The sequence below is a fragment of the Streptomyces sp. NRRL WC-3618 genome (assembly GCF_001280005.1).
In the GTDB taxonomy this organism is placed as follows: Bacteria; Actinomycetota; Actinomycetes; order Streptomycetales; family Streptomycetaceae; genus Streptomyces.
Window position 1 is genome coordinate 18,048 of the sequence record NZ_LGDW01000476.1, and the last position, 19,440, is coordinate 37,487.

Sequence of the window (19,440 nt, forward strand, 5' to 3'; positions counted from 1 at the left end):
TCGCGTCACGACTCCACGGAGGGAGCCGCGTCATGGGGCCGCCGCAGCGGCGGGAGGAAGGGCAGAGCGGTGGAGGCGCTCTCGTCGAGGGCCGCGCCGAGTGCGAGCAGACAGCCCGCCGTCCCGGTGCCCAGGTCCATGGAGAGCCTCATCATCTGGTGCCCGGGGAAGGCCAGTTGGCCCTGGTACGACATCGCGTACCAGCCGAGCCCCGCGATCTGTTCCCGCCACCGCGCCTCGGGGGCGCCGGTGCGGGCGAGGTGCAGGATCATGCCGGCCCTGCCCTGGAACAGACCGGGCTGTGCGTAGAAACGAGAGGCGGCGGAGGTCAGGATCCGCTCCCGGGCCTGCTCGAAGTCCGCGCGCCGGTCGGCGTGGGCCGTGGTTCGCTTCTCGGCCGCGCCGAGCGCCAGGTAGTCGTCGAGGACCAGGCCGATCCCCACGCTGCCCTCCGCGAGGTACGGCATGGTCCGCCACCCCTCGTCGACCTCGAGACCGCCGCCCCGCTGGACGACACAGCCGTCCAGGTCCCGGCGCAGCGCGGTGCCGGCCGCGTCGAGCAGTGCGGGGTCGCCTGTCACCTCGTACTGGCGAAGGAACAGCAGCGCGGGCCCGCTCGCGCCCCGTAAAAGCCCGGCGCGGCGCTTCTTCGGGTCGGGGAGCGGCTCGGCCAGGCGGCTCACCAGGATGTCCGTGACGTCCTGGGCCCGCGCGGCCAGCTCCGGCTCCCCGGTCGTCCGCGCCAGCCGGCCGAGGACCAGACCGAGCCCGGCGAGGCCGCCCCGCAGGTCCGAGGAGAGCTTGTGCCACTTCTCCCGGAGGACCAGGTCGATCAGGTCCAGCGCGCGGGTGCGGTGCCCGAGCAGGTCGAGGACATGGGCGACGCCCGCGAGACCGTCGTACAGCCCCAGCGGCGTGCCCACCGGCACCGGGTCGGTGTGGGCCAGCAGCCAGCGTTCGCCCTCCTCGTACCGCTCGGCGCCCGCCTGGGCCAGCGCGTACAGCACCCCGGCCGCGCCGTGCGCGAGCCCGAGTCCGCCGCCGTCGGAGAACTGGGTGATGTCGCCGGGGAAGAGCCGGTCGTCGCGGTCGGGGGTGGCGGAGGCGAGGATCGCCTTCACCATCGAGTCGCGGCTGTAGGGCCAGTCGGCGGGTTCGACGGGAGCCGCCGGCAGCGAAGGCGCGGGGCGCCCGACTCCTTGCTCGGACACGTCACGGGTGATCTCGGCGACCGCTTCGGCGAGGAACTCGGCCGGTACGTCCGGGAACTGCCCGGCGATCACCTCGGCCAGGTGCGCCGCCTTGCCGCGGTCCACCACGAACAGGGTGGTCAGCGGCATGAAGAGCGACAGCCGCAGACACGCCAGCGCGTACCGGTCGACGTCCGTGCCCCTGCGGTCGGGCGGGGCGAAGAACCCGGGGTGGGCGACGACCTGGCGGCCCCGCTCCTCGGCCGGTGCCGCCGCCTCGAAGTCGACCAGGGACACCGACTCCTCGTCGGGCGCGACCATGATGTTGAAGATGTGCAGGTCGTTGAAGACGATCCCGCGCGCGTGCACCGCCTCGAGGGTCTCCTCGACCGCGCGGTGGATACGCAGCGCCCACCGTGTGTAGGCGGCCACCGCCGCCGGATCCGGGTCGTGGGTGAGCAGCGGGTGGCGTTCGGCGAAGAAGGAGTTGAGGGGGCGCCCCTCGATGAAGTCCATGACGAGGAAACGGTGGTCCCCGAGCGTGAACCAGTCGCGCACCTCGGGAACCGTCCCGAGCCCCGCCACCCGCTCCAGCGCCGCCCGCTCACGCTCCAGCCGGGTGACCGCGTCGGCGCCGTCGGCCGCGAGGCCCGCGTGCGGCCGCCCCTCCTTGAGGACGACCCGGCGCCCGTCGCGCGTGTCGGTGCCGACGTACACACCGCCGCCGTTGGAGAAGTGCAGTGCCTTCTCGATGCGGTACGGCAGGTCGGAGACCGTCGTCGCGTTGCGGGCCGCGAGCTGCGCCTCCAGGAACGCGGGCAGCCGCACCCACTCCGGCACCTGGAAGGACGGCGCGCGCCGGTCCGGCACCAGCCGCCCCTCGCCGTCGCGCACCGCCGGTACGAGCGAGCCGCGCTCGTCGACGACGAAGGAGCGCGCGAACGCCCCGTAGCGCACGTACAGCGGTCCGTCCTGCCAGCGCAGATCGGTGAGGATGTACGGCCCCTCGCAGCCCTCCAGGAGCGCGCCCAGCTCGGTCAGCACCTGGTGCAGCTGGGCCTCGTCGGCCGGGTAGACCGTCACGAACTTGCCGCTGCCGTCCCGGCCCGCGTACTTGGTGTTGCGCAGATGCAGCAAATGCGGGCCCGGCAGGAACTTGAACGGAATGCCGCGCGGCACGCAGTAGTCCCACACTGTCGCCGCGATCCGCTCGGCGTTCGCCCGGGTGGCCGAGGCATGCACCTTCCAGCCCTGGGTCGGTCCGGGCAGCGGGGCGCCGTCCGGACCGAGCGGCGTCAGCGCCAGCCAGTCGCCGATCCGCCCGGCCCGCCAGCCCTCCGGCACCGCCCGGCCGGCGGTCTCGAACAGGGGAGCGGACTCACCCGGTGCGGACAGCCGGTCGGGCGTCTCGTAGAAATGCCGGTCGGCGAGCGCGTACACCTCGTACCGCTGGTCCATGCCCACCTCCTCGATGTCTGGCACCGAGCCTTCCAGCCGGTGGACGGGCCCCGACAGTCACGGCTGTCACGAGACGACTGTGCGGAACGCATACGTTCGAGCGGGGCGCCGGGCCGGTGCTGCGGACGCCGTGGCACGTCAGGGGCTGCGCCGGAGCCCCATACGCGCTGTAATGACGAACGTGGTCAGTGAGGACGCGGGACGAGGAACGACAACGGCGCGTGCCGAACTTGCCCTCAAGTCGCTCACCCTCGATCTCGACCCCCGCGAGCGCCTCCGCCGCATCCTCGAACAGACACTTGTCTTCGCCGGTGCGAGCGTCGCCGGCGTCTACACCCCGGCCGACACCGGTGACGTGCTGTGTCTCGTCGAGTCGGCCGGGGTGCCCCGCACGCTGTACGGCCTGCGCGACGGCTATCCCGTGGCCGCAGGCTCGCCCGCCGCCGACGCCCACCGCACCGGACGGCCCGTATGGCTCGGCCCGGACGAACTCGCCGACTGCGCCGAGTCCCGGCGGATGCCCGCCGGCGCCGTCCATCTGGCGGCACTGCCGGTCCGCGCCGGGGCGGCGGTCGGGGACGGCGGCTGTCTCCTCGCGGTCACGGAGCGACCGGGCGGCTTCGACGACGGCGCCCGCGACTGCCTCGCACTGTTCGCCGACGCCGTCGCGTGGCCCGCCCCGCCCACCGTCTCGGATCTCGCCGAACTGCCCGCCAACGCCTTCAGCCTCGCCATGGACAGCGGACGCGTCGAGGTCGGCGACGAACTCCTCGCCCTGTTCGCACTCGACCGCGCCGACTTCGACGGCAGGGTCGAGACCCTGCTCGGCCTCACCGTGCCCGAGGACCTGCCCTCCCTGATGTCCGTCGTCGAGGCCGACCACATGTCCATCGGCGAACGCGAACTGGAGTTCCGGGTCGTCCAGCCCTCCGGCCCACCGAGATGGCTGCGACTGCGCGGGCGGCTCATGAACGTCGGGGACGGCCGCCCCGCCCGGCTGGTGGGCACGGTAGGCGACGCCTCCACCCCGCGCTCCGGCGTCACCGACGTGGCCCGCGTCCAGCGCCTCGCCGCCGCCCTGGCCACCGCCGGGACCGTCCGAGACGTCAGCCAGGCCGTCGTCACCGCACTGCGCAAGCCGCTGCGGGCCGACCGGATCGCCCTGGCCGAACTGGAGAACGACCGGCTCGTGGTCACCGTCCTCGACCCGCCCGACCCCGAGTCCTGGCCCGAGTCGTGGCGCCTCGAATGGCGCTCCGAGTGGCCCGAGTCGCCCGTCCGCTCCATGCCCACACTGGCCGCCGCCCTGCGCGAGGGCCGCGCCGCCATCTGGCCCGCCGGCACCGAGACCGAACCCGCGCTCGAAGGCGTCGGCCCCGGCGGTCTCGCCGTGCTGCCGCTGCCCGCCGGCGGCCGGACGGCCGGTATCTGCCTGATCGGCTGGGACACCCCGCACGAGTTCGGCACCGACGAACGCGCCCTGCTCACCGCCGCCGCCGGCCTCGCGGGCCAGGCCCTGACCCGCGCCCACGCCTTCGACGCCGAACACGAACTCGTCGGCATGCTCCAGCGCACCCTGCTGCCCCGCCGCCTGCCCAAACTGCCCGGCGGGGTCGCCGAGGCCCGCTACCTCCCCACCACCGAGGGCCTGGAGGTCGGCGGCGACTGGTACGACGTGATCCCGCTGCCCGACAACCACGTCGCCCTCGTCATCGGCGACGTCCAGGGCCACAACGCGGGCGCCGCCACCCTCATGGGCCAGATGCGCACCGCCCTGCGCGCCTACGCCGTCGAGGGCCACCCGCCGGACGTCGTCGTCTCCCACGCCAACCGTCTCCTCATCGACATGGAGACCGACCTCTTCGCCACCTGCTGCTATGTCGACGTCGACATGGAGGAGGGCACCGCCTGGTACGTCCGCGCCGGCCACATCCCCCCGGTCGTCCGCAACCCCGACGGCACCACCGAGATCACCGAGTCCGAGGTGGGCCCGCCGCTCGGCGTGCTGGCCCGGGCCGACTACCCGATGAGCCCGCTGCGTCTCCAGCCCGGCACCCTGCTCGCCCTCACCACCGACGGCCTCGTGGAATCCGCGCAGATCGACGTGGAGGACGGCCTCGACGCCCTCGCGGACAACCTCGCCGCCGCCGACCCCGCCCACCTCGGCCTGGTCGCCGACGCCCTCCTCGCGGGCGCCAACCGCAACGACGACGTCGCCCTGCTCCTGCTGCGCTACGACGCCATGGAACGGCGCCCGCTGCGCGAGAGCTGGACCGTCTGGCGGGTGCCCGAGGCCGTCCGGCACGCCCGCCGCTTCAGCCGGCGCACGCTGCGCACCTGGGCGCTCGCGGGCGAGGCGGGCCTTCAGGAGAACATGGACACCGTGCTCCTCGTCGTCTCCGAACTGGTCACCAACGCCCTCGTGCACACCGGCGGCCAGGTCCGTCTCGACCTCACCGTCTTCAACGGCCGGCTGCGCGTCGCCGTCGCGGACAACTCGCCCCGCACCCCCGTCAGACCGACGAACATCGGCTGGGAGGCCACCGGCGGCCGGGGCATCCTGCTCGTCGAGGCCATGTCTGCGGCCTGGGGAACCGTCCCGGTCAGCGGCGGCAAACAGGTGTGGAGCGAGATCGCGCTGGAGCTCTGAGGACAGGCCGGCGGGCTCCGGCACCGGTCACGCTGAGGCACCGGATATTACGTCGCGGGAAAACGAAGCTAGGGTGAACGGATGAAGGCTCTCGTGCTCTCCGGTGGCGCCGGCACGCGGCTGCGGCCGATCACCCATACCTCGGCGAAGCAGCTCGTCCCCGTGGCCAACAAGGCTGTGCTGTTCTACGGCCTGGACTCCCTCGCCGAAGCGGGCATCACCGAGGTCGGCATGATCGTCGGTGACACCGCCGCCGAGATCGAGGAAGCGGTCGGCGACGGGTCCGCGTTCGGCCTGAAGGTCACCTACATCCCGCAGGAACGGCCCCTGGGCCTGGCCCACGCGGTGCTGATCGCGCGGGACTTCCTCGGCGACGACGACTTCGTCATGTACCTCGGCGACAACTTCATCATCGGCGGCATCACCGACCTCGTCGACGAGTTCCGCCGCCTGCGCCCCGACGCCCAGATCCTGCTGACCCAGGTGCCCGACCCCCGCGCGTTCGGCGTCGCCGAACTCGACGCGGACGGCCAGGTGATCGGCCTGGAGGAGAAGCCGGAGCACCCCAAGAGCGACCTCGCGCTCGTCGGCGTGTACCTCTTCACCCCGGCCATCCACGACGCCGTACGCTCGATCAGCCCCTCCCGGCGCGGCGAGCTGGAGATCACCCACGCCATCCAGTACCTCATCGACGCCCGGGCCGACGTACGGTCCACGCTGATCAAGGGCTACTGGAAGGACACGGGGAACGTCACGGACATGCTGGAGGTCAACCGCATGGTCCTGGAGGGACTCGATCGGCGGATCGACGGCGACGTGGACGAGGCCTCCGAGACCATAGGGCGCGTGGTGATCGAGGAGGGCGCGAGCATCAGCCGCTCCCGGATCGTGGGACCCGTCGTCATCGGCGCCGGGACCGTCGTCAGCGACTCCTACGTCGGGCCGTTCACCTCCGTCGCGGAGAACTGCCGGATCACCGACAGCGAGCTGGAGTTCTCCATCGTGCTGCGGGACTCCTCCATCGCCGGGGTGGGCCGCATCGAGTCCTCGCTCATCGGCAGGCACGTCGAGGTGACCCCGGCCCCCAGCGTTCCCAGCGCCCACCGACTCGTCCTCGGAGACCACAGCAAGGTGCAGATCCACTCATGAACCTCCTCGTCACCGGCGCCGCCGGATTCATCGGCTCCACGTACGTCCGCAACCTCCTCGCGTCCCAGGCGCCCGACGCGCCCCGGATCACCGTGCTGGACAAGCTCACGTACGCGGGCACCCTGGAGAACCTGCCGGCCGAGCACCCCCGGCTGACGTTCGTCCACGGCGACATCTGCGACGCCGAACTCGTCGACAAGCTGATGGCCGAGGCCGACCAGGTGGTCCACTTCGCCGCCGAGTCCCACGTGGACCGCTCGATCGACGGCGCCGCCGACTTCGTCCACACCAATGTGCTGGGCACCCAGACACTGCTGGACGCGGCCCTGCGCAACAACGTCGGCCCGTTCGTGCACGTCTCCACCGACGAGGTGTACGGTTCGATCGAGTCCGGCTCCTGGCCCGAGGACCACCCCCTGGCGCCCAACTCGCCCTACTCGGCGTCGAAGGCCTCCTCGGACCTGCTCGCCCTCGCCTACCACCGCACCCACGGCCTGGACGTCCGCGTCACCCGCTGCTCCAACAACTACGGGCCGCACCAGTTCCCCGAGAAGGTCATCCCGCTCTTCGTCACCAACCTGCTCGACGGCAAGAAGGTCCCGCTGTACGGCGAGGGCCTCAACGTCCGCGACTGGCTGCACGTCGACGACCACTGCCAGGGCGTCGACCTGGTGCGCACCGGCGGCCGGCCCGGCGAGGTCTACAACATCGGCGGCGGTACGGAGCTGAGCAACAAGGAACTCACCGGACTGCTCCTCGAAGCCTGCGGGGCCGACTGGGACAGCGTGGAGTACGTCGAGGACCGCAAGGGCCACGACCTGCGCTACTCCGTCGACTGGAGCAAGCTCCACGACGAGCTGGGCTACACCCCGCGCCACGACTTCGCCGCCGGACTCGCCGCCACCATCGACTGGTACCGCGACAACCGCGCCTGGTGGGAGCCCCTCAAGCGACGCGTCGGCACCGGAGACAAGCAGGCAAAGGGATGAAGTGGCTGGTGACCGGCGCCGCCGGCATGCTCGGCCGCGACACCGTCGAGGAACTCCTGAGGCGCGGTGAGGACGTCGTGGGCCTCGCCCGCGCCGCCCTCGACATCACCGACCCCGACGACGTGCGCCGCGTCTTCACCGACCACGAGCCCGACCTGGTCGTCAACTGCGCCGCCTACACCGCCGTCGACGACGCCGAGACGGACGAGGAGACGGCGCTGCGCGTCAACGGCGTCGGACCGCGCCTGCTCGCCCAGGCCTGCGCCGAGCACGGCGCCCGGCTGATCCACGTGTCGACCGACTACGTCTTCGACGGCGAGGCCCGCGAGACCCCGTACCCCGAGGACCACACCCCGGCCCCGCGCACGGCGTACGGCCGCACCAAACTCGCCGGTGAACAGGCCGTCCTGGCCACGCTCCCGGACACAGGCGTCGTGCTGCGCACGGCCTGGCTGTACGGCGCCCACGGCCGCAACTTCGTGGCCACGATGATCGGCCTGGAGGCGCGTCGGGACACCGTCGACGTCGTCGACGACCAACGCGGCCAGCCCACCTGGAGCGCCGACGTCGCCGCACTGATCGCCGACCTCGGACCCCGGGTCGGTGCCGAGGCGTACGGCGTCCTGCACGCCACCAACTCCGGCGAGACCACCTGGTTCGAGCTGGCGCGTGAGGTGTTCCGCCTCAGCGACGCCGACCCGGACCGGGTACACCCCACCACCAGCGCGGCGTTCACCCGCCCGGCCCCCCGCCCGGCCTACAGCGCCCTCGGCCACAGCCGCTGGCAGCAGACCGGTCTGCGACCGCTCCGCGACTGGCGTACCGCCCTGCACGAAGCACTGCCACACATCCGCAAGGAGATTTCCTCGTGAAACGCCATGAGTTCCTCCGGGAGCTCCACAAGGTCAGCGCGAACAGGAACTACCTGGAGATCGGCGTCAACGACGGCCGAAGCCTGACCCTGTCCCGGGTACCGAGCATCGCGATCGACCCCGCGTTCAAGGTGGTCTCGGAGATCCGCGCCGACGTCCATCTCGCGAAGGCCACCAGCGACGACTTCTTCGCCCGGCAGAATCCGCTCGCCCACCTCACGGGCGGCCGGCACCCGCTGCGCAACCTGGCCCGCAACCGCAGCCCGTTCGGCTACTGGCAGCGCACCACGCTCGACCTGTCGTTCATCGACGGCATGCACCTGTTCGAGTACGCGCTGCGTGACTTCATCAACGTCGAGAAGCACTCGGACTGGGCCAGCGTCATCGTCCTCGACGACATGCTGCCGCGCAGCATCGACGAGGCCGCCCGCGACCGGCACACCAACGCCTGGACCGGCGACGTCTACAAGCTGATCGAGATCCTCACCCGGTACCGCCCCGACCTGACCACGGTCCTCGTCGACACCGCGCCCACCGGACAGCTCATCGTCTTCGGCGCCGACCCCGACAACACCGTCCTCAAGGACAAGTACGACGAGATCATCGCGGAGTTCGAGGTCCCGGACCCGCAGAAGGTGCCCGAGAGCGTCCTGGAGCGGACGCCCGCGATCAAGCCGGAGACCCTGATCGAGGCCGGCTTCTGGGCCCCGCTCGTCAGGTCCCGCAACCGCGGCACCAAGCGCTCGCGCGGCCTGGAGCAGCTGCGGCGCAGCCTGAAGCCGCTGAGCACCACCCGCTGACGCGGAACCGGAAAGGCCTGCGGCCCGGCTGCTGATCAGCAGCCGGGCCGCAGGCCTTTTCCTGTACTCGTCCCCTACGGGCGTCAGTGGTCGGCGCGCAGCCCCGCGTAGTAGGCCGCGCACACCTCGTACGACGGCAGCAGCCCGGCCGCCTCCGCCTCGGCCAGCGTCGGCGCCTCGGCGTCCTTCTGCGACAGCACCGGCTCGATGCCCTCGGGCCAGGCGATGCCCAGCTCCGGATCGAGCGGATTGATCCCGTGCTCACGCCCCGGCGCGTAGCCCGTCGAACACAGGTAGACCACGGTGGCGTCGTCGGTGAGCGCCATGAAGGCGTGCCCGAGCCCCTCAGCGAGGAACACGGCGTGCCGGGTCTCGTCGTCGAGCCGCACCGCCTCCCACCGCCCGTACGTGGGCGAGCCGACCCGGATGTCCACCACGACGTCCAGGACCGCGCCGCGCACGCACGTCACGTACTTCGCCTGGCTCGGCGGTACGTCGGAGAAGTGCACCCCGCGTACGACGCCCCGGCGTGAGACCGAGCAGTTCGCCTGCGCGAGGGAGAGGTCGTAGCCGGTGGCCTCGCGGAACTCCTCGCCCCGGTACCACTCGTGGAAGGTGCCCCGGTCGTCCGGGAAGATCTTCGGCTCCAGTACCCAGGCGCCTTCGATGTCCAGTGCTCGCATGCGTCAGGCTCCGTTTCCGCGTCGCAGCCCGGCCTTGCGCGCGATCTTCCCGAGCGTGCGCCGCACCTTGCGGACGAGTCGCTGCCCGGTGCTCGGCCCGGCCGGCCTGGCGGGCCGCACGACCTGGAGACGGCCGCCCTTGGCACTGAGGCTGACGGACATCGCCAGGAACCGCGGCTCATCGGCCTCTGGGGCCAGGCACAGCGACGGCTTCCACGTCCCGTCGGCCAACGCGCCGGAGGGCAGCGTCGCCTCGACGAACGCCCCAGAACCGTCGGAGGCCGCCGACAGCGTGCCGGACGCCTCGACCGGCGCGGCGCCGGCCGACGAGGTCAGCCGCAGCAGCGTCTTGGTGTCGCCGGGCACGTGCAGGGGCAGTGCCATGCGCAGCCGGTCACCCGTGACGGTGACATCGTCGGGCTTGAGGCGGCCGAGGCCCACGCCCTTGACGGCGCGGTCGACGTCCAGGGAGAGCGTGGCCTGCTTGGCCGTCCAGTACGGCAGGACCACGCGGCCGGCGACCACACCGGCCGGCGGCACCGGACGGGGGTCCAGCTTGACCGGGCCCAGACGGCACTCACGGGTCCAGCCGCCCAGCTTGATCCGGACGAACACGTCGAACAGTCCGCCGCCGAGCGGAACGCCGCCCGCCGCAGTGCCGGGGTCGACGGTGGCCGTGCCGCGCAGCACCAGCCGCACCTGCTGCCCGTCCTCGTCGGCCGGGAGCGTCTCGCCGGTGACCTCCACCGGCTGGAAGAACTGGGCGGCCGTGGACCGCTCACGCACCAGGAAATCCGCCGTCGCGCTCCAGAACCGGGCGACCGTGGACGCGCCCACCCGGGCGATCGCGTCGTCGGCGTCGGTGGGCGTGCCGTCCAGGTCGGCGCCGTCGCTGTCGTCGTCGGCGGGGAACGTCATCGGCTTGCCGTGCGAGGTGAACTCGGCGGTGAAGCCGACGTGCAGCACACCGTCGCGCCACTCCACGCTCAGCGGGGTGGCCGAGGGGGCGAGGGACGCCTCCCACTCGGCGAACGCCACCACGTCGTCAAGACGGTCGGCGGCGATCAGCGCCGCCACGATCCGCTGCGCCTCCTGCATGCCGCTCGCGACACCCGGGCCGAAGCGCTCGACGACGACCTTGCGGATCTCGTCGAACATCTCCTTGCGGTAGTCCTCCGGTAGCTTGAGGAGCCGGTTGGAGCGCATGCGCTCGACCATCTCGTTGCGCAGCCAGCGCCGGTAGAGACGGTCGCGCACCGTGCCCGGCTCGGTGTAGCGCTCGACGACGTCGAGGGCCTCGCGCAGGTTGCCGAAGTAGCCGACCGGGTCGAAGCGCTGGAAGCCCGCGTTCGAGGCGTCGTCACGCTTGACGTGGTAGTAGCAGACGTAGTCGCTGAGCACGGAGACGTTGTCCGCGCGCAGATACGCCTCGGTCACGAAGACATGGTCCTCGAGTCGCCGCCGGCCCTCGGGGAAGCGTAGGCCGATGCGGTCGAGGAACGCGCGGCGGAGCATCTTGTGCGGGGTGAGGCTGTCGATCAGCGGAGCGTTCTCGACCGTGGCCTTGGGGTGGTTGCGCCGGAACAGTTCGACCGGCACCGGGCGGCCCTTGCCGGCCATTTTGCCGACGATCACATCGGCGCCGTTGGCAACGCCGTACTCGTACATCCGCTCGAGGGCTTCGTCGCCGAGGTAGTCGTCGTTGTCGACGAACATCACGAACTCGCCCTGCGAGGCCTCGATACCGACGTTGCGCGGCTTACCCGACCAGCCCGAGTTCTCCTGGTGGATGACCCGGAAACGCGGTTCCTCCGCGGCGAGCTGGTCCAGCCGTGCCGGGGTCTCGTCGGTGGAACCGTCGTTGACGAAGATCACTTCGTACTCGTCGGCGGGCAGCGACTGCCGCAGCAGCGACGCGACGCAGTCCTCGATGTACGGTCCCGGGTTGTACACCGGAACGATGACGCTGACCTTGACCGGCATACGGCTGGAAGCTCCCTTTTGGCTCTACTCCCCGTTCCCGCGACGGCGCGGACCGGGCTGCCTGATACTAACCTCGCACGCCCGTCAGCCACCTGCCGGGGCGCGGCGCGCGGGGCGCCCTGAAGGGGCGCGGGGCTGTGTCTGATGTGCGGCTCCGCCGCGCGGGCGCGACCGGCCACGACGGCGCCGCAGCCGCCCGACACCGAGCGGCACCCCCAGGGGAGCGCCTACGCTCACGACCGTGCACCTCCTGCTCCTCTCCGACACCCACCTCCCCAAACGCGCCCGCGAGCTCCCCGCCCCCCTCCTCGACGAACTCCCGCACGCCGACGTCGTGTTCCACGCCGGCGACTGGGTCGACACGGCCACCCTCGACCTGCTGGAGAGCCGCTCGCGCCGCGTGATCGGCGTGTACGGCAACAACGACGGCCCCGACCTGCGGGCCAGGCTCCCCGAGGTGGCCTACGCAGACCTGGGCGGCCTGCGCTTCGCGGTGGTCCACGAGACGGGCCCCGCCCAGGGCCGCGAGGCCCGCTGCGCCGCCCGCTTCCCCGACGTGGACGTCCTGGTGTTCGGCCACAGCCACATCCCGTGGGACAGCACCGCGGACACCGGCCTGCGGCTGCTGAACCCCGGCTCGCCGACGGACCGGCGCCGCCAGCCGCACTGCACCTACCTGACGGCGACGGTGACGGACGGCGGGCAGCTCACCGACGTGGTGCTGCACAGGCTGCCGCCCCGCCGGACCTAGGGGACGTCAGTTGTGGTGAGTGTGGAGAGCCTGGGCCATGGAGGACGAGCCCTCGGTGACGAAGGAGCGGATCTGTGCCAGGTAGGCGTCGCGGTCGATGCGGCCGTCGCCGTCCTCGTCCAGCGCGTCGAACGCCGCGCGGGCATTGCCGGCGGGGTTGCCCAGGGCGTGGCGCAGAGCGGTGAACTCCTCCCGGTCGAGGTGGCCGTCGCTGTCGGTGTCGGCCAGGTCGAAGAGCGATCCCAGCGCCGGCCTGCACACGTCGTCGAAGGCCGCTTCGCCTGCCCACGCCGCGTACTCGGTGAAGGTCACCCTTCCGTCCTGGTCCGCGTCCATCGACGTGAACACCCGCTCGTGCGCCGTACGGGCCACGGCCAGGAGCGGGTCGTCACCGGCCGAGCCCAGCGCCTTCGCCGCGAGCTCGGGCCGGGCAAGGTACTCCTGGCGGGAGATGACCCCGTCGCCGTCGACGTCCAGCATCGAGAAGATGTGCCGCTTGGCCGTGATGGTGTCCACCCGGGCCCTCATTCCTGTACGAAGCCGAAGAAGCGGCGGTCACCGCTCCCCTCCCGGAAACGAGGACCGCGGCCTCAGGTCACCGGCGGCTCGTCGGCGTCCGCGCCGAGGGATGAATGGCGCCGCCCGTCGCCGTCAGGGCCACCCCGCTGCCGCCCCAGCGCAGGGCGACGATCTCGGCGGCCACGGACACCGCCACCTCCTCCGGCGTACGGGCGCCGAGGTCCAGCCCGATGGGGGAGCGCAGCCGGGACAGCTCGGGCGCGGTGAGGCCGGCCTCCGTCAGCCGTCGCCGACGGTCGTCGTGGGTGCGGCGGCTGCCCATCGCGCCGATGTAGGCGGCGGGCCGGCGCAGCGCCTCCTCCAGGAGCGGGACGTCGAACTTCGGGTCGTGGGTCAGGACGCAGATCACCGTGCGCTCGTCGGTGTCCGTGCCGTTCAGGTACCGGTGCGGCCAGTCGACGACCACGTCGACGCCCTCGGGGAAGCGCTGCGGGGTGGCGAAGACCGGGCGGGCGTCGCAGACGGTGACCCGGTATCCGAGGAAGGCACCGATCCGGGCCACGGCGGCGGCGTAGTCGATGGCGCCGAAGACGAGCATGCGGGGCGGGGGCGCGAAGGAGTGCAGGAACACGGTGACCGTGTCCTCGCGCCGCTCCCCGTGCGGGCCGTAGTGCCGCGACCCCGTTGCCCCCAGGGCGAGTTCTCCGCGCGCGTCGGCGGTGACGGCCACGTCCAGGCCGGTCGTGCCGAGCGTGCCGGCCACGTCGTCGGGCCAGACGGCGAGGGTGGCGCCGCGCGTCGCGGGACCGTCGGTCACGGTGGCCACGGTCACCGGCCGGCCCGCCGCCACCGTCTCCGCGACCGCCGCGAACGACGGATCGACGGCCGCGCTCACCGGCCGTACGAGGAGGGTGATCTCGCCGCCGCAGGTCAGCCCCACCGCGTAGGCGTCCTCGTCGCTGTAGCCGAAGGTCTCCAGACGGGCCTCGCCGCTCGCCACGACCTCCTGGGCCAGTTCGAACACCGCGCCCTCGACACATCCCCCGGACACACTGCCCACCACCTCGTCGCGGGGCCCCACGGCCATCGCGGCGCCGGGGTCACGGGGTGCGCTGCGGCTCACCGAGACGACGGTGGCGAGTCCGAACGGTTCGCCCGCCGCGTACCAGCGCCCGAGCGTGGGGAGGATGTCACGCACGAATCGCTCCTTTTGTCGCTCATGTGACTTGATGATCGCTCATGAGGGGCAAAAGCTGAAGATTACTCAGGAGTCAGTAGTATTGACGCCTCCTGATGCGCGCGGGACTGTAGTGGACATGTCGAAGTTGCGCGTGCATCTGCTCGGCGTCCTGGTCCTGGTCACGGGTTTCCTGACCACCGTCGGCTCCCAGCCCGCCCGGGCCGACACCCTCTGGTTCGACTCTCCTACCTCCACCACCCTCACCGTCCAGAACGGTCGGTTCACCGACGCTCTGGGCCGCGAGGTCGTGCTCCGCGGCTACAACGTCTCCGGCGAGACGAAGCTCAAGGAGAACAACGGTCTGCCCTTCGCCTCGGTGGCCGACGCGAAGAAGTCCGCGACCGCGCTGCGAGCGCTCGGCGGCGGCAACAGCGTCCGCTTCCTGCTCTCCTGGGCGTACGCGGAGCCCGTCCGCGGCTCGGTGAGCAGCAGCTATCTGGCCGCCGCCACCGCCCAGATGGGTGCTTTCCTGGACGCGGGCATCCGCGTCTACCCCGACTTCCACCAGGACCTCTACTCCCGCTGGCTCTTCGACCCGGACAGCTGGTACACCGGCGACGGCGCCCCCAAGTGGGCCGTCGACATCGGCAACTACCCGGACGAGAGCTGCGGGATCTGCATCCTCTGGGGGCAGAACATCACCCAGAACGCGGCCGTGAAGAACGCGACGCACGACTTCTGGCACAACGCGTACGGGCTCCAGGACTCGTTCCTCGACACCGCCGAGAAGACGATGACGTACATCAGGCAGAACCTGACGAGCGCCCAGTTCGCCGGTGTCGTCGGCTTCGACCCGTACAACGAACCGCATGCGGGGAACTACGACTCGGGCCAGACCAGCCGGGCCTGGGAGAAGGACGTCCTGTGGCCGTTCTTCGTCAAGTTCCGGGCGCGGATGGACGCGGCGGGCTGGCAGGACAAGCCCGCCTTCGTGGAACCGAACATGTTCTGGAACGGCAACATCGACTTCCAGCGGCAGGAGGGCGGACTGCTCGACGCCGGGACCATGGGCCCGCGCTACGTCTTCAACACGCACTTCTACGACCAGAAGGCGATCTCCGGCATCTTCATGTGGGGCAAGGCCGGTGACGGCCAGTACGTCACCGACTTCGGCACGGTCCGCGACCGGGCCGCCGCCACCGGGACGACGGGGATCGTCAGCGAGTTCGGCCACCCGCTGGCCGGCTCCGTCTCCGACAAGGCCCCGACGGTCCTCAAGGCGATGTACCAGGCCCTCGACTCCCGTGTGAAGGGGGCGAGCTGGTGGGCCAACGCGAGCGGCTCGGGGCCGGTGCTGTCCGGCAGCCAGTGGCAGTGGGACATCTACAACGGCCGCCACAAGGAACTGATGAACGACAATGCCGGCAAGGTGATCACGGGCGGTGACGCCTGGAACGACGAGGACCTGTCCGCCGTACGCCTCGACGACTCCGGTACGGCGGTGCTGCGGCAGGACGCCCGGATGCTGGACCGCGTCTATCCGGGCGCCACGGCCGGGACGACGCTCGCCTTCACCTACGAGGACCGCTCCCGGGACGGGTCCACCACCCTGACCTGGAACCCGGTGCCGAGTTCACTGCCGAAGGTGTCCCAGCTGGTGGGCTCGGGGCAGTACGGGGTGCTGGTGTGGCGGTCGAAGGGCATCTCGGCGCCGACCGAGCTGCATCTTCCGGCGTCCTTCCCGACGGCCACCACCACGGTCGTATCCGACCTCGGCACGGTGTACGGCCCGCCGGCCTACACCGCCACGACGCCCGTCGCGGCGGGCACCGAGCCCGGCAACACGGGGAGCCGCCGCCTGCTGCTCACCGCGCCGGACTCGGGGGCCCTGCACTACGCGCTGGTGACCAACGGGGCGACGGCTCCCTCGGCGACTCTGCTCAGTGCCGCGCGGGCCGAGCTGGCCTCTTGGGCGGCGCAGAAGTTCAGCTAGGCCGGTTGTCTGCTGCCGGTCCGGTGGGGGCTTGTCGCGCCCACGCGGCGGAGCCGCAGATGGACACAGCCCCGCGCCCCTTGCAGGGGGCGCGGGTGCGCACCAGGCCCTCACCGGGTACGTCAGTGGGCCGCCGGGCCCGTCCAGTCCGCCTCGACATGGCCGAGGCGGACTCGCTGGGGGTGGTCGCCGACCGGTACGGACACCGTCTTCTGCCCGGTGGCGAAGTCGATGGCCGTGATCTGGTCGGCGCCGCTCTCGGAGATCACGCAGGACTTGCCGTCGCCGCTCACGGTGGCCCAGTAGGGCTTCGACGCGGGGACGAGCGGGCCTTCCTGGAGGGTCGCGCGGTCGACGACCGTCGCGTAGTCGTCCATCGTGCCCGCCACGCACAGCTTCGTTCCGTCCGGCTTCATCGAGATGCCGTGGTGGCGCGAGTCGTTGACGAACGTGGTGCGGTCGTCGCTGGTCGCCGCGTTCTTCGGCAGGGTCTTCGTCCGGGTGATCTTGTCGCTGGCGACGTCGTACTCGAAGAAGCCGTTGAAGAACGAGACCTGGAAGTACAGCTTCGACTCGTCGGGGGAGAAGGCCGCCGGGCGGACCGCGTCCGAGTAGTCCTTGAGGCCGATGGCGTCGAGCCGCTGCCGCATGTCGATCACCTTCACCGGCTTGAAGGTGGCCGCGTCGACGACTGTGATCTTACGGTCGCCCTTCGTGAAGTCCTGCCACGGAGCGTCCGTCGAGGTGTTGACGTCCCCGATGGACATGTTCCAGATGTACTTGCCGTCCTTGGTGAAGATGTTCTCGTGCGGTTTGTCGCCGGTGGAGAACGAACCGATCTGCGCCCCGGTGTCGATGTTCAGCACGTGCACGGTGTTGGAGATCGAGGCGGAGACCGCGACCCGTGTCCCGTCGGGGGAGACCGCCATGTGGTCGGATCGGTAGCCGGACACGGGGAAACGCCAGTTGATCGCCCCGGTGGCGAGGTTGATCGACACGACGTCGGCGAAGCTCGGCCGGGACACCACCACCGACTTGCCGTCCGGGGTGGAGTACATGTCGTCGACCAACTGGTCGTGGCCCTCGCCGACGCCGTTGCGGATGGCCATGAAGTAGATCCACTTGATCAGGTCGCCGTTGATCGCGGCCATCCGCGCCGCCTTGTCCGGTACGACGTTGATCCGGCCGATCTTGGCGAAGTCGCCGCTCGACTTGAGGACGTCCGCGGTGCCTTCCCAGTTGTTGCCGACGAACATCACCTCGCGCAGGCCCGCGGCGCCGGCCGCGTTGTCGGCGTTGGTCCTCGCGACGGCGGCGGTCGCGGGGGCGGTGACGGTCAGGACGAGGGCGGCGGCCATGGCACAGAGGTACCTGGATCTGGAAGCAGGCATGCGTGCTCTCCCCTCCGGGAGTGGGCGAACGGACTGTGGCGGGTGCATGACATATGAGACCAAAAGGGAGAACATGGCTGCGATCAGAAAACTGAACACGGTCACATTCAGATTGGACTTACTGGAAAGTAAGGAGGGGGTGCCCTTCTCCACAAGACTCCGTGCAGGACAAACTTGGCCACCGGACCGATGAAGGAGGGTTCATTGGCGGGCAGACTCAGGGCGCCGACCGGCCGTTACGCGGGCAAGACGGCCGAAGAACGGCAGACCGAGAGGCGCCGGCGATTCCTGGACGCCGCGCTCCAGTTGTTCGGCGACACGCCGGGCTACCGCTCGACGAGCGTCGCCGCGCTCAGTGAGGCGGCCGGCCTGTCGACCCGCCAGTTCTACGAGGAGTTCCGCACCCTGGAGGACGTACTGGCCGCCCTTCACCTCCAGGTCAACGACTGGGCCGAGGAGGCGGCGCTCACCGCGCGGGCCGCCGCCGAGGGCCTGCCTCTCGCCGACCGCGCCGCCGCGATCTTCCGCGCCTACGCCGCCAACGTCACCGCCGACCCGCGCCGTATCCGGATCACCTTCGTCGAGATCATCGGCGTCAGCGGCCGTCTGGAGGAACAGCGCCTCGCCCGCCGCGCCCGCTGGGTGACCCTCATCTGCATGGAGGCGGAGGCCGCCGTCACCCGCGGAGAAGCGGCGCCGCGCGACTACCGCCTCGCCGCGGCCGCGTTCATCGGCAGCGTCAACGGTCTGCTGCACGACTGGAGCGCCGGGTGGGTGGACGCCACGCTCGACGAGGTGGTGGACGAGCTGGTACGGATGCTGCTCGGCATCCTGCGCCCAGCGGGCTGGCTCCCCCCGGCCTCGCCGGGAGCCGAGGACGCCGCCAGCTCCTGACGTGCCGGGGACGCCCTTGGGGGCGCGGGGAACTGCGCGCCCAGCCCCCACCGGCCGGCAGTGGACGAAGGCGGGCACGGAGGACGCCGACAGTCCCTGACGCTCCCGGGGCTGCCCCCTGACGCTCCCGGGGCTGCCCGGACCGGGGGCGCCTTGTGGGGGCGCGGGGAACTGCGCGCCCAGCCCCCACCGGTCGGCAGTGGACGAAGGCGGGCACGGAGGACGCCGACAGTCCCTGACGCTCCCGGGGCTGGCCGGACCGGGGGGCGCCTTGTGGGGGCGCGGGGAACTGCGCGACCAGCCCCCACCGGCCCGCAGTGGACGAACCGCCTGTCCCGCGGAGCGCCTAGCGTCGCAGCGGTGCGAGCACGAGCAGGGTGAGCGGCACCGTCGTAGCCACGACTGTCAGGCACACGGCGGTCAACCGGCCCTTCAGGCGCCGGTACTTCCCCTCGTACTCGGCCCGCAACTCCGCGCCGCGGACCGCCGTGCGCTGCCAGGAGGCACGGGCGAGAGCGAGATGCTCTGCCGCGAACTGCCTTTCCACCTCGTCCTGCTGATGACTCGTCAGCCAGTCCAGCCGAGCGGAGAAGCGGGCGGCCGCCTCCTGTCCCTCCTGACGGGTCGCGGCGATGAGCAGGTGGCCCTCGATCTCGTTGACCAGGGTCGGCATGTCCACCTGACGGTCGTCGTCTCTCGTGGTCACCGGTGGGTCAACTCCTGCTGCTGGGCGGGGTGGTGGAGATCGAAGGCCGGGGATTCGCTGCGGATCCGCGGCAGGGTGAGGAAGTTGTGGCGCGGGGGCGGGCACGACGTGGCCCACTCCAGCGAGCGGCCGAAGCCCCACGGGTCGTCGACCTCGACCTTCTTGCCGTACTTCGCGGTCTTCCACACGTTGTAGAGGAACGGGAGCACGGACAGGCCCAGCAGGAACGAGC

General features: G+C 71.3%; 15 protein-coding genes and 1 pseudogene. 8 read left to right on the forward strand and 8 right to left on the reverse strand.

Features of this window, described 5'->3' with window-relative positions; genetic code table 11:
* Positions 1-5: 5 nt before the first annotated feature.
* Positions 6-2,648: a class III lanthionine synthetase LanKC gene (lanKC, locus tag ADL01_RS36605; RefSeq protein WP_053746385.1), complete on the reverse strand. Its 2,643-nt coding sequence runs from the start codon at positions 2,646-2,648 to the stop codon at positions 6-8.
* Positions 2,649-2,820: 172 nt separating this feature from the next.
* Between lanKC and ADL01_RS36610 the strand changes: the two genes are divergently transcribed.
* The 5 genes from ADL01_RS36610 to ADL01_RS36630 all read left to right on the forward strand — a co-directional run bounded on the left by ADL01_RS36610 (position 2,821) and on the right by ADL01_RS36630 (position 9,108).
* Positions 2,821-5,298 carry a SpoIIE family protein phosphatase gene (locus tag ADL01_RS36610; protein ID WP_053746372.1) on the forward strand — a complete coding sequence of 826 codons (2,478 nt, stop codon included), beginning with the start codon at positions 2,821-2,823 and terminating at the stop codon, positions 5,296-5,298.
* Between the two features lie 81 nt (positions 5,299-5,379).
* Complete coding sequence (locus tag ADL01_RS36615) at positions 5,380-6,447, forward strand: glucose-1-phosphate thymidylyltransferase (RefSeq protein WP_053746373.1); 1,068 nt, start codon at positions 5,380-5,382, stop codon at positions 6,445-6,447.
* Positions 6,444-7,436, forward strand: a complete 993-nt coding sequence (rfbB, locus tag ADL01_RS36620) for a dTDP-glucose 4,6-dehydratase (RefSeq protein ID WP_053746374.1) — start codon at positions 6,444-6,446, stop codon at positions 7,434-7,436. Before ADL01_RS36615 ends, rfbB begins: the two co-directional genes overlap by 4 nt.
* A complete protein-coding gene (rfbD, locus tag ADL01_RS36625) occupies positions 7,433-8,308 on the forward strand; it encodes a dTDP-4-dehydrorhamnose reductase (protein WP_053746375.1) in 876 nt (291 codons plus the stop codon). Before rfbB ends, rfbD begins: the two co-directional genes overlap by 4 nt.
* The gene (locus ADL01_RS36630; protein WP_053746376.1) at positions 8,305-9,108 is read left to right on the forward strand and encodes a methyltransferase type 11; all 804 of its coding nucleotides are present in this window, start codon (positions 8,305-8,307) and stop codon (positions 9,106-9,108) included. The genes rfbD and ADL01_RS36630 overlap by 4 nt, the downstream gene beginning before the upstream one ends.
* 83 nt (positions 9,109-9,191) lie before the next feature.
* On the opposite strand, the gene rfbC is transcribed toward ADL01_RS36630, so the two are convergent.
* A complete protein-coding gene (rfbC, locus tag ADL01_RS36635) occupies positions 9,192-9,791 on the reverse strand; it encodes a dTDP-4-dehydrorhamnose 3,5-epimerase (protein WP_053746377.1) in 600 nt (199 codons plus the stop codon).
* 3 nt (positions 9,792-9,794) lie between these two features.
* Positions 9,795-11,774, reverse strand: a complete 1,980-nt coding sequence (locus ADL01_RS36640; protein WP_053746378.1) for a glycosyltransferase family 2 protein — start codon at positions 11,772-11,774, stop codon at positions 9,795-9,797.
* 241 nt (positions 11,775-12,015) lie between these two features.
* On the opposite strand from ADL01_RS36640, the gene ADL01_RS36645 reads away from it, so the two are divergent.
* Positions 12,016-12,525, forward strand: coding sequence for a metallophosphoesterase family protein (locus ADL01_RS36645; RefSeq protein WP_053746379.1), 510 nt, complete (start codon positions 12,016-12,018; stop codon positions 12,523-12,525).
* Between the two features lie 6 nt (positions 12,526-12,531).
* Here the strand turns inward: ADL01_RS36645 and ADL01_RS36650 are convergent, their stop codons facing one another.
* Positions 12,532-13,041, reverse strand: coding sequence for an EF-hand domain-containing protein (locus tag ADL01_RS36650; protein ID WP_078960978.1), 510 nt, complete (start codon positions 13,039-13,041; stop codon positions 12,532-12,534).
* 79 nt (positions 13,042-13,120) lie between these two features.
* Complete coding sequence (locus ADL01_RS36655; protein WP_053746381.1) at positions 13,121-14,242, reverse strand: XdhC family protein; 1,122 nt, start codon at positions 14,240-14,242, stop codon at positions 13,121-13,123.
* A gap of 118 nt (positions 14,243-14,360) precedes the next feature.
* On the opposite strand from ADL01_RS36655, the gene ADL01_RS36660 reads away from it, so the two are divergent.
* Positions 14,361-16,217 carry a cellulase family glycosylhydrolase gene (locus tag ADL01_RS36660; RefSeq protein WP_053746386.1) on the forward strand — a complete coding sequence of 619 codons (1,857 nt, stop codon included), beginning with the start codon at positions 14,361-14,363 and terminating at the stop codon, positions 16,215-16,217.
* A gap of 122 nt (positions 16,218-16,339) precedes the next feature.
* On the opposite strand, the gene ADL01_RS36665 is transcribed toward ADL01_RS36660, so the two are convergent.
* Positions 16,340-17,608, reverse strand: coding sequence for a YncE family protein (locus ADL01_RS36665; RefSeq protein ID WP_053746382.1), 1,269 nt, complete (start codon positions 17,606-17,608; stop codon positions 16,340-16,342).
* A gap of 204 nt (positions 17,609-17,812) precedes the next feature.
* Between ADL01_RS36665 and ADL01_RS36670 the strand changes: the two genes are divergently transcribed.
* Complete coding sequence (locus ADL01_RS36670) at positions 17,813-18,502, forward strand: TetR/AcrR family transcriptional regulator (RefSeq protein WP_053746383.1); 690 nt, start codon at positions 17,813-17,815, stop codon at positions 18,500-18,502.
* 346 nt (positions 18,503-18,848) lie between these two features.
* Here the strand turns inward: ADL01_RS36670 and ADL01_RS36675 are convergent, their stop codons facing one another.
* Complete coding sequence (locus ADL01_RS36675) at positions 18,849-19,208, reverse strand: hypothetical protein (protein ID WP_324614652.1); 360 nt, start codon at positions 19,206-19,208, stop codon at positions 18,849-18,851.
* Positions 19,205-19,440, reverse strand: a pseudogene (locus ADL01_RS36680) (cytochrome ubiquinol oxidase subunit I); the annotation flags it as partial. The gene ADL01_RS36675 and the pseudogene ADL01_RS36680, both read right to left, overlap by 4 nt.